At 38.8% G+C, this 16,039-nt stretch carries 13 protein-coding genes and 1 pseudogene; 1 reads left to right on the plus strand and 13 read right to left on the minus strand.

Translation table 11 applies throughout. The features are described 5' to 3' along the window. Nucleotides 1–248 precede the first annotated feature (248 nt). Both IW510_RS21385 and IW510_RS21670 read right to left on the minus strand, forming a co-directional pair. Nucleotides 249–446 (minus strand): hypothetical protein, encoded by a 198-nt coding sequence (locus tag IW510_RS21385; RefSeq protein WP_236674813.1) that lies wholly within the window; start codon nt 444–446, stop codon nt 249–251. 214 nt (nt 447–660) lie between these two features. Then, entirely contained in the window at nt 661–831 is a 171-nt protein-coding gene (locus IW510_RS21670) for a Mu transposase C-terminal domain-containing protein (protein WP_202062202.1), read from the minus strand. Between the two features lie 536 nt (nt 832–1,367). Between IW510_RS21670 and IW510_RS18300 the strand changes: the two genes are divergently transcribed. Continuing rightward, a complete protein-coding gene (locus IW510_RS18300; protein ID WP_202062064.1) occupies nt 1,368–1,976 on the plus strand; it encodes a recombinase family protein in 609 nt (202 codons plus the stop codon). A 780-nt stretch (nt 1,977–2,756) separates the two neighbouring features. Here the strand turns inward: IW510_RS18300 and IW510_RS18305 are convergent. The 11 genes and pseudogenes from IW510_RS18305 to IW510_RS18355 form a co-directional block, all read right to left on the minus strand. Then, nucleotides 2,757–5,693: a YfhO family protein gene (locus IW510_RS18305; RefSeq protein ID WP_202062066.1), complete on the minus strand. Its 2,937-nt coding sequence runs from the start codon at nt 5,691–5,693 to the stop codon at nt 2,757–2,759. A gap of 25 nt (nt 5,694–5,718) precedes the next feature. Beyond that, on the minus strand, nt 5,719–6,456 hold the full coding sequence (gene lepB / locus IW510_RS18310; RefSeq protein ID WP_202062067.1) for a signal peptidase I: 738 nt from the start codon (nt 6,454–6,456) through the stop codon (nt 5,719–5,721). A 135-nt stretch (nt 6,457–6,591) separates the two neighbouring features. Continuing rightward, nucleotides 6,592–7,317, minus strand: a complete 726-nt coding sequence (gene lepB, locus IW510_RS18315) for a signal peptidase I (protein ID WP_202062069.1) — start codon at nt 7,315–7,317, stop codon at nt 6,592–6,594. A 17-nt stretch (nt 7,318–7,334) separates the two neighbouring features. Continuing rightward, a complete protein-coding gene (locus IW510_RS18320) occupies nt 7,335–8,006 on the minus strand; it encodes a hypothetical protein (protein ID WP_202062071.1) in 672 nt (223 codons plus the stop codon). Nucleotides 8,007–8,041: 35 nt separating this feature from the next. Beyond that, nucleotides 8,042–9,157 carry a DUF916 and DUF3324 domain-containing protein gene (locus IW510_RS18325; protein ID WP_330932670.1) on the minus strand — a complete coding sequence of 372 codons (1,116 nt, stop codon included), beginning with the start codon at nt 9,155–9,157 and terminating at the stop codon, nt 8,042–8,044. A 78-nt stretch (nt 9,158–9,235) separates the two neighbouring features. After that, a complete protein-coding gene (locus tag IW510_RS18330; protein WP_202062073.1) occupies nt 9,236–10,006 on the minus strand; it encodes a WxL domain-containing protein in 771 nt (256 codons plus the stop codon). A 33-nt stretch (nt 10,007–10,039) separates the two neighbouring features. After that, the gene (locus tag IW510_RS18335) at nt 10,040–10,828 is read right to left on the minus strand and encodes a WxL domain-containing protein (RefSeq protein ID WP_202062075.1); all 789 of its coding nucleotides are present in this window, start codon (nt 10,826–10,828) and stop codon (nt 10,040–10,042) included. Then, nucleotides 10,825–11,214 (minus strand): LPXTG cell wall anchor domain-containing protein, encoded by a 390-nt coding sequence (locus IW510_RS18340; protein WP_202062077.1) that lies wholly within the window; start codon nt 11,212–11,214, stop codon nt 10,825–10,827. Before IW510_RS18340 ends, IW510_RS18335 begins: the two co-directional genes overlap by 4 nt. 14 nt (nt 11,215–11,228) lie before the next feature. Then, nucleotides 11,229–14,249 (minus strand): WxL domain-containing protein, encoded by a 3,021-nt coding sequence (locus IW510_RS18345; RefSeq protein ID WP_202062079.1) that lies wholly within the window; start codon nt 14,247–14,249, stop codon nt 11,229–11,231. 151 nt (nt 14,250–14,400) lie between these two features. Further along, the gene (locus tag IW510_RS18350; RefSeq protein WP_202062081.1) at nt 14,401–15,126 is read right to left on the minus strand and encodes a winged helix-turn-helix domain-containing protein; all 726 of its coding nucleotides are present in this window, start codon (nt 15,124–15,126) and stop codon (nt 14,401–14,403) included. A gap of 556 nt (nt 15,127–15,682) precedes the next feature. After that, a pseudogene (locus IW510_RS18355) lies at nt 15,683–15,790 on the minus strand (transposase); the annotation flags it as partial. Nucleotides 15,791–16,039: the final 249 nt, after the last annotated feature.

Genomic DNA, 16,039 nt, shown 5'->3' on the forward strand with positions numbered 1-16,039 from the left:
CTGTGTTTTGAGTCTGTCTACTTCGTCAACAATTACCAATTTGACTTCTTCATAGGTCGCTTTTCGCATACATTCATTGAATGAGGCATTCTGTTCTTCTTCTGTCAAACCACTTAACCGGCAATCGCCCAAATCAAACTTTGAGCATAAGAGGTCAATGTACTGTATATTGAAGTAGGTCGTACAACTAGCGATGTAATGAACAAAGTATCTGCATCTGTAATATCATTCGGTATATCCTCTTTCATTCAACCAAAAAAATATGAAGATTTTTTAACAGTGGCTTCTATACTACTCCATTTAGAATAATACTTAGCTGCTGCAGTTTTACCAACTCTAGGTATCCCATGACAAATTCCGATGTATCTGTATTTTGCACAGAAATCACAAAATTCTACAAATTTTCGATATTCCTTTGTTTCTATAAAATTAGACCAATCATTCATTTTCATACCTCCTTAATGTCAATTTTTTTCTTTGTTCATTCTCTGAAGCTGTTGCCTTTTTCTCTTGTTTCAAACTATCTATTACAGAACTTGTTGTTTTTATCTTTTTAGATAGGATTCTTTTAATTTTGTTACGTTCCCTTTCGATTTCTTTAATTCCAATGGAATAATTTTCTAATACTGTTGAAACAGCAATGCAAAGAAACCTTCTATTCTAAAAGACTCTGACTTCGCTGATATCCCTAGGATCATAGCGAATTTCAACACTTTCACTTACAAAAGCGGCCAAATGTGTATGAACATATTTTAAGCCAAATAAATGAATGCCATCGGAATGAACAACCCGTTCTTTCTTTACCCTAAGCAGTAATATTTTTAGATATATTTTGGATTATCTTTCTAACTTGATAATAGGACGGCAAAGGGAATTCATTCGATATACACCAAGTACAAACTTTTCTATGAATCTAAGCGACTGATATATTTTTATTCTTAATGGCTATCTGTTTAGTTACCCTTTGAACTTCTTCGGACATTTTCTTGGCTCGGAAATCATTCCTTTCTTTCCTGATTAATCCTGCCAATCCATTTCTCCGGTACGCAGCTACCCACATTCGAAGAGTACAAATAGATATCTGAGTATCAATAGAAATCTTAATAAGTAGGAAGGCTTTTTTCTAAATACGGTTGGATTGTGTGAAATTTCTCCATCGCTGATAATCTTTGTTGTTCTGAATAATGCGTTAATAATTCTTTCGACTGAATAATAATCACCCCCTTTCTCAGAATCATTTTTTCATAAGTAGAAAAAAATGTCTAATTAGGGTACACCATAATCACACAAGTGATAGTCATTGATTTTACTGCTTTCTAATTGTATGATTAGGGTGTGTGATAAACAGCTAGAAAAGAGGAGATTTTTTGAAGGTTGCCTATGCGAGAGTTTCATCAATCGAGCAAAGTTTGGAAAGACAAATTCAAGAGTTTGAAAAACTTGGTGCAGAGAAAATATTTATAGAGAAAAAATCTGGAGCAACAGTCGAGCAGCGTCCAATTTTTAAAGAAGCATTAGATTTTGTGAGAGAGTCTGATATTTTTATGGTAGAAGCAATTGATCGGCTGGGTAGAAATTATGATGAAATTATTCAGACTGTCAATTTACTAAAAAATAAAAATGTTCGACTGATAATCACGAGTCTTCCTATTATGGCCGAAGCAATTGGCAACCCATTACTCGATCGCTTTATCAAAGATTTGATTATTCAGATTTTAGCAATGATTGCAGAGCAAGAAAGAACGGAGTCTAAACGAAGGCAGGCTCAAGGAATCAAGATTGCAAAGGAACGAGGAATTTATAAAGGCCGTCCTAAATTATATTCAGAGACAGCTAGAGACCCACAAAAAAGAGCAATCTATCGCCAAGTAGTAGAAAATTTATCAACCGATGTTTCTATTTCAGAAATAGCCAAAGAATTTGGAATCACTAGACAAACTGTTTATCGAATAAAAAAAGAACTAGAGAATAAATGAAATTCTCTAGTTCTTTTTAAGAGTGTTAAACTTTAATTAATTCATACGGATCAAAATTGGAAGCTTCTTTATTTGCGTCAGTTTCAGTAGTAAATACTGTTGCAGCTTCTTTGGTAGAAACGGTTAGGTTAATAGGCCCTTGTTTCTCTACCAATAATTTCTTAGTTTCTGTATTCTGTACGAAAAATATTAGTGAAGATTGATGCTTAAAACTGTGCAACTTATCTCTAAAAGTTACAGAGCCATCTAGTTTTGTTGCAGTTTACCGAATGCGATACAATCGGTTTATGTCACATTCAATCCAGTTATTATTTTTAATCATACTGACTAATTTTAGCTGCGATCATTTCTTTCGGAGTATCCGGATAACACAGGAGTATCAACCCTTAAACAATCTAATGCCAATGATTCCCCAACCTTCAATTTTTGTGTTGTCACTGTTTGAAAATTAGTCAAAACTTTATGATAGGGAACATCTTTAATTAGAACAAAATTACTAAAATCATTGGTTCCACTATTGAACTCTCTTCACAACTGATTATATTCATCTCATGGACGTTTAGTGTTCGGAATTTTCTCCGGAGTCACATTCTCTAATGTATAATAATCTCCTTTGTACTTACTTCGATCGAAACCATTACCTATCTGAAGAAAAACTATTTAACTTTACTCCAACAAGTAAACGAAGTAAATAAACAAAAATCAGACATCTCATACTTTAATCTAGGTATGGGGTGTCTGATTTTTTCTTATATGTTGTACTTAAAACCGAGCTGATGACTAGTCCTTAGGAGAGTCTTCTGATTTTTTTATCCTCGTTGTGTCAAAATCAAAAGAAAACGGATCTTCTTCCTTTTGAGAAAATGAAAAAGTAGTGACTAAGGATTCTTGCTTCTGCTTAGTTTTTCCTTCTGCTCCATCCAGTCTTTCGTTTGGCTCGCTTGTTTCTTCGACAGTCAATTCTTTTGGAGCCTCTTGTATTTCTTCAGAAGTTAACTGTTCATCTAGGCGGTTTAATTTCTGAGTACACTCTCCCATTGGCTCTGCGGATACATCACGCATCCATTGCGGCTCTTCGCGATGCTTTTTTCTCAACCAGAAAATAATTGCTAAAAATAGCAAAACACTACCGCCGGCAAGCCAAAGTCCAAGTCTCATACCATAAGGGAAATAAACCAGCTCAACAGTATATTTTCCAGCTACTAATGGAATCGTCAAAAAAGCGTCCTTGAAGGTCGGAATTTCAACCTCCTCTCCATCGACATAGGCCTTCCATCCTTTATCATACGGAATCGTCGTCATTAACACTTGGTCTTCTTTTAAATCAACAGAAGCTGAAGCATGACGCCCATTCACTTCGATGTCTACTCCTTTTTCCTGTATCTTTTCCAATGTAGAAACAAATTTCTCCGTGTCCATTAACGCTGCATCAGGCTTTAACAGAACAACAGCCTTTTCTTCATCTTCAGGTCTGCTATAGGTAAAGGTCAGCTTCACTTGTACAGTCTGCGCCTCTTCATAATAGCCTAGAGAAATGTACTGCCCCACTCGTCCAAATGTCCACGAGTGTGTCGTCCCCTTGACCTCTGCCTTCATATTCGGCGCGCCGGTTACACTATCCGCTTCCGCCTGATAAATGGTTAGATACGCCTGCTGTTTTGCAGGAACCTTGACTTCATAGGTGATTTCCATTGGCTCAGCGATATCTTCCCTGGTATAGGTAACAACCTCTACATTATTTTCTTCTAATATTTGGGAATCAAAGTCAGTATTCTTACTGTCAACCACCTCTGCATCGGTGAAGGTAAACATCGATTCATTCTCATCCTGACCAGCTAAGTGGTTAATCAGCTTTGTCTGATTCTCTACAGCACCTTCTTGATAAATCCAGTCATCCGTCAATATCCCTAAAGGCAGCACATAATCATTCTCATACAACATATATTTCCCACTAGTCTGTACTGCATGATAGCCAAACTTCAACGAATCATCTTGTTTAGATAGGTTATATTTCACACCAAGCAAGCTATCCATCAATAATGTGTTATTGGCATACAGTATGTTGAGGTTGGTTCCTTTTGATCGGAAGCCCAACTGATCAAGATACTGAGAGGAATGGCGATTACGGATTGATGAAAACATCGAAACTCCGCTATATCCAAATAAAAAAGAATCATTCATGGTGATTGGTGTCAGGTTTTCCATTCGATAAAAACTGTCCGGCGTTTCCTCCTTTGTATAATCGACAAGTGTCTCAATATCATCATAGACATTTGTTACACCAACATAGTTCGGATAGGTCCAATCATTAAGGATTCCGACAACCAAGCCTGTCGTATTCGCCCATAGCTCGATAATTACAAGCACTACCATCAATAGACTGCTCAGCCGTGGGAGCTTCTGCTTCTGGTGCAACCAAAACAGACCCAGCAGACCAAATAATGACATCGTGCTCCACAAAAGACTACTAGTATAAAAATATTGGTAATTTTCCTCATTAAAATTCGTATACAACTTTACACCAAGGAAAAGAGCAAATACTGTCACAATAATTGTTGATAGTTTAGAAAAATCTTCTTTTGAGTATCTCTCCCAGCCATAGCCTGCCAACATCAACACCACAAAAGAAAAGGTAAAGCTATAACGGAATAAAAACATGTTTGGCGCATGTAGACCTTGCCACAACAGGTCCAGTGCTTCAATATAGAAGCTGATAAAAATAAAGCCTAAAAGGCTGCCATAGGCTACTTTCATACGTTTCGTGACTTTTTTCGTTAGGAAAAAGAAAATACACAGTACAAGTGCTGCCGTGCCTGCGTAGATAAATGGAACGGTATCATATTTTGTAGAATCATAGACACCGACCATGTTCTTGATAAAGATACTCAGAGGTGCTGCCGTTTTTGTGAATAACCGCGTGATTTCCGTCAGGCTTTCTCCATTACTTGTGATATCCAGAATTGTTGGGATAATAATTGGCATAGAAGCGCCCCCCGCCACAAAAGAGGTACCTAAATACAGTAAAATGCTTCGCTTGTATGCATTCGGACGAGTAAATAAACGAGCCCAAAAGTAAAGGAACGAAAAGACACCAATCATGAAGGCAATATAAAAATTGGAAATAAACAATAGAAAATAAAACACAAAGAGCACCGCCGGCTTCTTCAAATCCATCAAACGATTGATTCCTAAAATCACCAATGGTAGATACATCAATCCGTCAAACCACATGGTAATTTCAGAATAAGCGACGGAAAAACTCATCAAAGCATAACTGATTGCGAGAATTAGTTGTTGCCAACGGCTTATTTTGAACGTTTGTGAAGCATAGACCCAAAAGCCCAAGCCCAGACACCCGAATTTTAAAAGTGTCAGATAATACACAAAATAGTCCATATGAATATTTTCAAACAGCAGTGCCAATGGTGTAAACAGGCTATTCAAATAATACGACATGAAGGCGATATTATTCAGTCCCAACGAAGCATACCAATTGAATAGCAAGCTTTCACCATTGCGCATTAAGTTATTGAAACCACCGAAAAACATCGAATATTGTGAATAAGCATCCGAGGCCAGAATCGATCGATGCCCTGCTGCCGGGAGTACATCCACTCGATAATAGGCAAGTGCCATAATGACTACCGGAATCAAAAAGCTGAGTCCAGCGTACAACAGACCTTTCTGTTTTATAAATGTTGTTACTTTTGATTTCATTCTTCATTCTCCATTTACTTAATGATTAGTGTACAATACCAAAATTACTGAAAGGATACACTCGAAAAGATAGCACCCCTTCGATTTGACTTTTTTTAACAAAAGAAAATGCTCGACTATCTGTTGAATGGCGACGGTTATCTCCCACAACGAAATAGGAATCCATCGGAATTTTTGTCATCCCCAACAGTTGATTTGACGTTTCATCTGTCAGGTAAAATGACTGTGTACTGTCCGGCAAATTATCAGCATACAATAGCTCTGCCGTATCTGCATACTCTGAACCGGCAGAAAACAGATATAGTCTCTTCCCTTGAACATAAAAAGCATCTCCCGGCGTCCCAATGACTCGTTTGACATAGTTTTCTTCTGGATTTTCTTCCGGAACAAAGGTAATGATGTCGTAGCGATTCGGACTGTCTGTTTTACGGATAACGATTCGCTCTTTATTCGTCAAAGTAGGTGCCATGGACTCTCCCGATACTTGATGGATCGTGAAGGTCATAAAACACCAGATACCCATACCTATTACCAAAAAGAAAAGAAACCATTCACGATAATCTTGAAGTCTTCTTCTAAGTTGGGAGAACTTCTGGAAAAAAGGATGCGATGGCACTTTACCCGCTACCTGTTTCATTTTTTTCGATTGTATGCTTGACTTCTTTTTCATCGGCCTTTTTTTATACGAATGCTGCTTACTTTTCTTCTTACTTTTACTCCCCGAAGGTCTTTTTGCTCTCATTGTTGTCTGCTCTTTCTTCACTCTGTCCTCATCCTAAATTTTGTCATATGTATCGTTTGGAGCACGCATAGGTCGGATAGGAATCGTCAAACCAGAAGAAACACTGAGCAGTTGCTCTTTTTCCTTGTTCTTTCAAGCGCTTAGACTTTTTTTACATCAAAAAATCAGCTCGACGGTTCCTATCATTTCTTTTTCTGAAACCAGTCCGTACTCCCGACTGTCGACAGAAAAAACGCGATTATCTCCCAATACTAAATAATAACCTCGAGGAATCACACCATTTTCTGTGCCCTGTATCTCTCCAAGAAACAGATTTTCTGTCAGTGTATACCCGCCATCTTGTGCAGCCAAAAGCTGACTGCCTAAAAAACGTTCTACTTTTTCTTCTCCGTTGATATATAGACACTCATCCTTATACTCCACTCGCTCGCCAGGAAGTCCAATGACTCGACGGATTGTCTTCATCCCATCGTTACGCTGGGGCACTTCAAAGTACACCAGTGAGAAGCGCTTTATTTTCCCCTGCCGATAAACCATGGTTCTCGTCCCATCCTGTAATGTAGGGCTCATCGCATAGCCTCCTGCTTCCGGAAATACAACAAGAAAACGAAAAACCGGAAATAAAAGAACGACAAATATAAACAACACAAGCGTCAGCTCTACAAGAACATTCTTGAAAGATAGCCAACGCTTTTTCTCACCCTTTTTTCTCGCTTGCCTTTTCCTTTTTCCATGACTAAGCGTCGCTTTTCGTTTCTTCTTACGATTCGCAGGCAGCCTTCGTTTTTGTTTTGCAGAAGATGGAGCTGCCTGTTTTTTCTTTCCAGAGGTTTTTTTAGGTTTTCGCTCGCCCCTAATTGTTGTCTGCTTTTTTTGCTTCATTCGCCGAACAACCCCTCTTAGTTATCTTGTTTTAAGGAAGATTCATCAATCCGAAAATGCTCGAAGGCATTTTTTTGATGTGCTTTGGTCTTTTCGATGTCTCCTCTATATTCCTCTATCGATTCTGGATTTTGAATACTTTCCTCTGTCACCGAGGTCAGCACCAGTCCCAGCTCCTTCATGGATTGATACAAACGGTTTAATAGAAGATAACCGTCTTTTGACAGCCGTCCATCCGGTGTTGATGCACCGTAGCTTGCCAAGCGTGCAGAAAGATCATAGACCGTTCCCTGCACACGCTTTGGACTATCGGTTGTTGCTGCTTCATCCAGCTGCTCCTCAATCTTGGTCATTAAGAAGTACCCCTGTACTAAAGCTTCCTTATCCTTTTCAGCAAGGTTTGTCATCTGATAATACTTAGCATAGTAACCGCCTCCGCCACAGATACCTCCCAATAATAAGAATAGGATTGAGAGCTTGATATATCTTTTTTTCTGAGCTTCAATTTTCTTGATCTGGCTTGCCCATTTTCTTCGGTTCTTCTTTTTTTTCGGCCGTCTTTTTTTCAAGGCAGACAGTTTGCGACCTGTGAAGAAAAAGCCAACCAGATAGGCAAGGAGAAGCGCAAGGAAAATCACTGTTGCCGCAATCAATCCGATTAGCAGCCAATCCAGCATTTCCAATCCCATAACATATTTCTCCCTTCCTCAGTCATCAACTGAACCTATTTTTTCTTCTCTGTTTTCTTTTTGTTCTTCACTTGTTTTGATTTCTTCTTGCCGCCTTTTTTCTTTCGAATAAAATGAACAATTAGGAAAATCACAAGCAAGACACCCAGTACACCTCCGGCAATCATGGCAATCAACTGCCAATTCAAGCCTGGCTCCTGTACCAGTGTTAAGTCCTGCGCATTGAATTTTTCAGCCTCTTCATCAGTTACTGTAAAGGCTTCATCCCACTCCCAAAGACCGCCTTTTCCACTTTTCACAGTGATTTTCGCTCGATAATCCCCTGGAACCATCGCTTCACCATTCAGTTCTACCGGAAAATCGATCATCGTGTTTGGTGCCATCCGCATTTGTGATTTCTTCGTATCATAAAGAACTGCTTCGCTGCCTTCTTTGGTAATTTGTACCTCTACCGTCATGTCATCCACATAGATTGGCTGGATATTTGAAAAATTGATCATGAATGCGCTCCGGTAGTTGGATGTCGCAGGATACACTTTATTGAACTGCATATCTTCCGGTATATTTTCTATGTCAGTCGACTCCTGTTGGGTTAAGAGCATTCCCACCAGATAAGCAATTTTATTGACGACCATCGTATCTGTTTCTTCTTCCTGTCCTTTGCGCATCAAACGGATACCACCTGAAATATAGCCTTCAAACGAAGTTTCGGGCATCTTGATTACAAGATCCAGCATCTTTTCTTCACCCGGTGCAAGAATGACTTCTTCCGGAGCGGAAACGACCTCTTCAAAAGGGAATTTCAACGAAGCGTCATTGTCAATTTTGTTTGGTCCGTATTCGATGACGCCACCGCCATTGGTTACTGCACCATTCAACGCTACTTCTATTGCCACTTCGACGGCACTTGGATTCGTGAGTCGAATCTGAACCGTCTGTTCCTGTCCGGGAGACAGTTTCAAATTATAATAACCAACAGATGGATCGACTTGGTTTTCCGGCTGAATGACTTCATAGCTAAATGTCGACCCACTTTCTGTCATTTCTTCTGATGCGCTTCCTGTTTCTTCTGCTGCTCCTACTAGTGGTGCTGCAACAAATAAGCTGATTATGTATAGAAATACTAAACTGAATTTATATCGTTTATTCACTGTATCTATCCTCTCTTCACTGTAAACAAGAAATCACCGAAACCGGTGATTTCTTGACGCATAAAATCGCTTTGACTATTAGATAGTATCTGAAAGTGTCCAAGTGATTTCTGCAGTGTATGTTCCTTTAACGATTTTAGTGTTCGCTGGTACGCTTAATGTGATTGCATCCATTTTTCCATCAACGATTTGGTTATACTCACCAAACATCACGTCGAACAAGCCGTAACCTTTTCCTGCTTCGTTTTGAATAACAACGTCTTTTGAAGCTCCATCAGGAGTCAATGAGAACACACCACTGTTTCCAAGAACCGCTTGACTTGGCAAAGTATCAGCATTTGTCGTTGTAGTCAATCGTGTATTTTTGTAGTTCAATGTTCCACCTAATGCAGTAGTACCATTCATGAACTCACCAGTCATCGCTGCAGTAAGCTTGTAATCGTTGTTCAGTCCATCTTCTGCACGATAGTCACGGAAACGTACAAAGTGAGGCATTTCAAATGTGCCTGTTCCATCCAATTTATCCGCTGTATAAGCTTTTACAGGCCATGTTTTTGCTGCTGTATCAGTAGCAACTAAATCATGCTTGTCAAAATCCATTGACGTGATAACACGTAATTGTAACTCTTCAGTGCCTGTGATTACATCTGATGAATCGATAGAGATATAAGGTTCACTTGTATCTGGTGGTGAAGTGATTTCGCCTGTTTCATTTTCATCGATTGTTTGTGTAAATTCGATTTTACCTGTTCCTTTTTCTGGAGCCGCCTTTGTTTCTGATGCTACTGCCAAGCCTAGACCTAGAGCGGCCAGCAAAGCTGCTGAAGCTAATTTGTAAGTTGATTTCATTTGTGTTTCCTCCTAATAATATGTGTGTTTTATTTATGGCAACTCGGACAAAGTCCAAGTTATCACCGTTTTGTAAGTGGTTCCTGCTTGTTTCTCTGTTCTTCCCGGAATGTTCAGGTTAACAGCCGAATTCAAGTAAATTGGTTTGTTTCCATAGCTGCTATCCAGAACAGGTGTACCGTTCTTATCAAGCAACGGGGTCAATGTATCCTGCTGTCCGGCAGAATTGGCTGCCGAAGCACCAAAGTTGATTGCCCAAGTACCTTCTCCTGTGCCTTTTACAGCAGTGGCAAGGATTTGGCTTTCTCCGACACTCATGTTGATCACGTCTTTTTTAACAGTCGGAGCAGTTGAATACCCATTCACTGAGCTTGTCCACGAATGATCTAAAGAGATCATCGCACCGTCCAGCTTGCGACCATTCGGATTGATAAACTGATCCTCCTGTTTGACAGACAACTCCCAGCCCGATCCTTCCGGACGATAATCAGAAACTTGAACAAAGTTCCCTCTTGCACTAGTATTATCCTTGAACAATTGGGCATACGCTGAATACACAGCATCTTCACTAACAGCTTTGTTAGTCCCAAACTGAAATTGCGGAACAAAATCAATTCTTAGTGAACCTTCCGTTTTAGGCGAATCTCCCGGATCAGCAACATTCCCTGGATTTTCCGGATCGTAAACCTGTTGCTTATCCTCTACTTCGAATTCAATCATGCCTGTTCCCGCTTCTGATGTAGCTTCTGCTCCAGTTGCAGTATTAAGTGCTCCAAACAGAAGACAGCTGTACGCTATAGAGAGTAGTGTCCATTTTTTCATCGGTTCACACCCTCCTTATCATTGTCCTCTTTTTTCCGTTTCCAGAAAAAGAGCAATAATGCCAGTGTTACGACGGCTACACCACCAACGGTCAGACCTTGTTTTACAATCTCACCAGTCGACGGGTAACTGCCACCAGGTTTTGTGGTCCCTCCGCCAGTTGGTTTATCCACTGTCGATGAATCCGTAGTAGGTGGTTCAGTTGTCGTTGGCGGTGGTGTACTGGAATCTACAGTTGCGTCTGATTCAAACGTAATCGCACCATTTGTTTGTACACTCGCAGATTTTTCAGACTCCTTTTCACTTGTTGCGGAAGCCCCAAGTGGTGATAGAGTAAGAAAGGAGAGTGCTACAAGCAAGCATAAAACTATTCTATTTTTTTGCATGTCCTCTTCTCCTTCTAGCGAGTTTCACTCAGCACCCATAATATCGTGGCTTGGTATTCACCCAATCCTTTGACTGAACCAGCCGGTACTTCCAGCTTGAAGCCGGTATTTCCTGCACGCCATTCATCTGAGATATTGTACGTGTCTGTGCTTTGAGAGCGATCAACGATCTCTTGAGCGTTTGAACTCAGGATTACTTCGCTGCTTGGATCGTCATTAGTCTTTCTATAACGGATTGCGTCTGAAATAACTGTTCCAGAACCTGCTTGTCTCGTTAACGGTGTTTCCAATTCAGCGGTTAAATACCATGTAGAGCGTTGGTAACGATTGTCCCAAATAATAAAATCCTGATCGTATTCCGGTTCATCTACTCTGATATCTCTTCCAACGACATTCTCTACACCAAAATCAATGACTTTCGGTGCTTGATAGATAGACAATGTCCCATCAAATATATAGGTTACAGTTGTCCCTGCGCTTGTTACCGGAACGGTTGTTTCATTATCCGGACGCTTGAATACCTGGTAACGATTATTCTCGATTGTTTGAATGGCAGTTAGAACGTCTGCACCTTCTACTGGATCAGTTAAATCAATCGTTTGACCAGCAGAGTAATCATCAATAGTGACTTCTGTTAATAGTTCATCACCATTTCGATCGACAAATTTTACGATGACAGAACCGTCTGGCGAGTAATAAAGGGCTATCTCATTCCCAGCTTTTTTGATTGTTCCTGAAATATCAGTCATAGACGCAGCATCACCCTCGACTTTATATAAAGTCAGTTGGTAATCTGTAAATAGATTGTCAGAAATTTCATCAATGATATCTGTTAGGTCATAGTTGTCCCCAGTGTTGTAATACAATGTTACTGGATTGGTACCATCAAACTTAGAATCACTGCTATCGATATAAGAAGCGGGCAATAATGCATCTGATGAATCATAGAAAGAAAGGATGATATCTGTTAGGACATCGATTATTACATCATTAGATGTCGCTGAATACTCTTGACTTCCTTGACTACCATCTACTTTGTTGAATCCAGAAATGCTAGATCGTGTCAGCGAAACATCTCGCTCGCCTTTACTAACTTCTATCGGTTTGATCTGATAAACGACAGAGAAGGAATTATTAACTGCCGTTCCACCATACAATTCTTTGTTTTGAATACTTGTTAAGTGATTCTCTTTAACAAGTAATGAATACCCAAGAGTGCTGTTACCAGTCCAAACATCACTGTCTGTTAGAGCTTGTTCCGTCTTTGTATTATCTTTATGAGTAAGCACAAACTTCGTTGTATTTGGAACTAACTCATAGCCAGCTGGAATAGCATCTGCAAAGTTTTTGAACAACATTAATCCGGAATCCAGTGTTGTAGTAGACGTAACATCTATAATTTCTCCAACCTTGGGATTATCCTCACTGACTGTTTTATTTACAGTCAAGCCTTCTGGAATCACTGTTACATTCGTCTCTCCATAATTCGCTCTACTGGAATACGTACTTTCCAGCAAAACATCATTGATAAACTCTGTAGTGTCCATACCAACTTCTACCTGATAGGTATAAGTAAAGCTTTCTCCCGGAAGATATTCGTTCGCTGTATCAGTAAAAGTAAAGTTTGTGCCAGTGACCGTTGGTGTTGGTGCAGTTGCACCTGATTTACTACTTGAATAGTTGAATGAACCAGAAACATAACTGTTACTCTCCAAATCTTCAGTCATGATCGTATTCTTCAAACGAATCTGATGACTTGGGATTGGCTCATTTGTTACTTCAACTTTATATTGAAGAATGTCACCTACTTTAGCCGTTGTAAAACTTGAATAGTCACTTTCCGTCTCACCTGCGGTCGTATTGATCACTTTTCTATCAACATCAATCTCCGGTTCTGCCGGAAGCTTTGTGATTGCTACTGCAGCGGGGTTCGATGCACTTTCAGCTATTGTTCCATTCGTCTCATAAGAACCATTATCTGCCAAACGACTTGCTCCAGTGAATCCCCAATAAACTTGACGGTTCCATGCAGCTCCACCATTTGAGCTGTTCCATGTAGCATCGATATCAATATTCGACCAAGTTTGAGTTGGATACTCAATTTTATTTCCATTTACATCTACAGGACCAAATGTATAGCTTAGGTTCCCTGTAGTGATTGATGAAGCATCACCTGGTGTTCCATTTGGTTCCCATGAAATCTTCAGCTTGATCCACTGATTAAACCATGAGTTAGCTTCTGAGCCCGAAACATTCGGATTACCTGTTGCATTAGGTAATGTAGGTCCGATATGAGTAAATTTATCATATGCTTCACTTATCTGAGTCGTACCATAGCCTGCAGTATCGGTTTTGGTCGTAGCCATTGCCAAATGTGGATAGGTGTGCGCTGCAGATGTAAGCCCCAACTGGTTTCTTAGCCTAAGATCGAAATCATTTCGATAGTTCCCTGTGGATAGTGCATTATAAGTAGTATCCAACTCAACCCCTACGGAATTATAAATCATATTGAAATTATAGGTTCCGCGAGCTTGAGGCCATACGCCTATACCGCCACCACGACCACCGATTGCAGCATTTCCTGCAGGGTCATTCTGCATAACGAACACAAGACCATTCGCAGCACCAGCCCAAGGTGTGAAGGAGTTGAATGTCCGTCCACCTACAAACACATAACTTTCAAATTCAAAAGGATAATTCAAATCCAGCTTTTCGTTATACCACATTTGACCTTTCTGATTATAGGTAAAGCTGTTGTAAAGAACTGCCACATTATTACGACTTTCACTTAAGAAAGCATAATTTGCATTGTATCTGTCAGCTCCATTCGGTGCAGCATACCAAACCCCTGGGAAATTGAAAGCATCCAGCACATTGATTTTACTGTCTGCAACTTCTTGAGGTGTTGAAGCGGCTGATACAGGTGCCGGCTCCGGATAAATTCCGATGTACGCATTTCCTTCCGCAGGATTTATGAAAGCAAACACTAAGCTAAAAAGTAGACTAAGTATAAGCAAGACTCTTTTTTTCACCATATTTTTCCTCCTTTCTCATTTTTTCTGTATGCCTGCCTCAAAGCATACGAATTTATTTCAACTTCTAATAAAAGAAAAACAGCTTAGACTTCACATTGTGTTCCTGTTCTTCTTTTTAGAGAAATGAAATACTTATTTGAGGAAACTCATCTCATATAGGAGGAGCTAAATCTAACATATATCCCTTTGAGCGAACTGTACGAATATACTCTGGATTAACTGAGCTACGTTCTATTTTTCCTCTTAAATGAAAAATTAAGTTTGCTACTCGATAATTTTGATTATTAAACTCTTTACCCCAAATAGCCTCATACAGCTCTTCATACGAAACTGCATTATTCATATTTTTATAGAGGATGTCCATGATTTTATATTCAAGTCTAGTCAACGGAATTTCTCCTTTACCAACTATTCTCACACTGTGATTTCTAGGCACTAATTGCAATTTCTTACTGTATTCATAACCTTCACATTCACTGGAACTAAGAGTATTCTCATTTCCAAACACTTTATCATTTCCCTTTTTTTTCTTTTCTAGATTGTTGGAAATAATCAATTGCAGTTCATTAGCTTCACAATCTTCAGGAATAATTCCTACTGCCCCAAGTTCTAAATAAATTGTGCGCACAAGTTTTTGACTACTAGTAGGAAATACCCAAACAAGGGCATTTGTTCTTTCTCTTAACTTGATTAGAATGTTGCATGTCTTCGCTGTATCTTTCAATGAATTTTCTCTGACAATAATCGCATCTAACCCTATAGCTTTTTGTTCATAGTTTTCAATCGTTAATGGTACAACATGGATATTATTCTTTTTAAGTTCCTCTGAATAAAGCGCATCGAAATCTTCTGATAAATCAATTACTCCTGTATTCATGAACTCCCTCCTTGCTAATATTCATTAAATGCTGTAATATTTTTTTATCTTAAAAGGATATACTTTGAGAAATGTTTCTGCATATTTCTTTCTATATAAAACAATGATAACTCAATTTTTTTTAGATGTCTATATATTATTTTATCATTTTTTTACTTTTTTTTACTTTTTTTTGAGAAAAAGAACTAACTGAAAATATATTCAAACCTAAAAAAATATTTTGAAATACAAAAAGATATGTTTGTTCATTGAAAAGGTTGTGTTAAAAATCGTATTTGCGTGTTAGCCGTCAAATTTGTCGTCAACATTACTTTGGATATATGGTTTTGAAACAAGTACAACTACTCAATAAAGTATTTTTTTAGTCCGCAATCTTCCCCTTTCCTTCTTAATTTTATGCCGTCAAATAAGCCGTCATCTTTTTATGAGTATCCTATTCCATTAACATTCTCTATATTTGTCTCAAAGTATATCCTTTCCAGACATGACTTTCACATGATTTAGCAAATTATATCAATTTACCCTAATTTTAATATTGCTTGATTCAAAAATCTCATTTTTTATATTTTCCGTAAATAACCTGTCTTCTATATTTTGGCGCAAATACTAAATGATACTTACATGTCCATACTGTGTATGATAAACTTTCGTTAACCTTTTTCATAAAGGTACCTCCTAAACTTTTTGATGTGGTAGTTGGGAAACCAACTTCATCTTAACAGTTTAAGAGGCTTTTTTACTCATGCTGGAAAATCTCCGGAACCCCTAGCGTAGCTAGGAGGGTTCAGAACATACAATAAATAGGACTGATGAAAGTAGAAATACTTTTCTCAGTCCATGTTTATTTTTATATAAAAAAACATATCGTTCTCTGATAGGATCAAGTTACCATACAAAATCTAACGGCAGAAAC

This window comes from Enterococcus sp. BWR-S5 (assembly GCF_016745255.1).
GTDB lineage: Bacteria > Bacillota > Bacilli > Lactobacillales > Enterococcaceae > Enterococcus_L.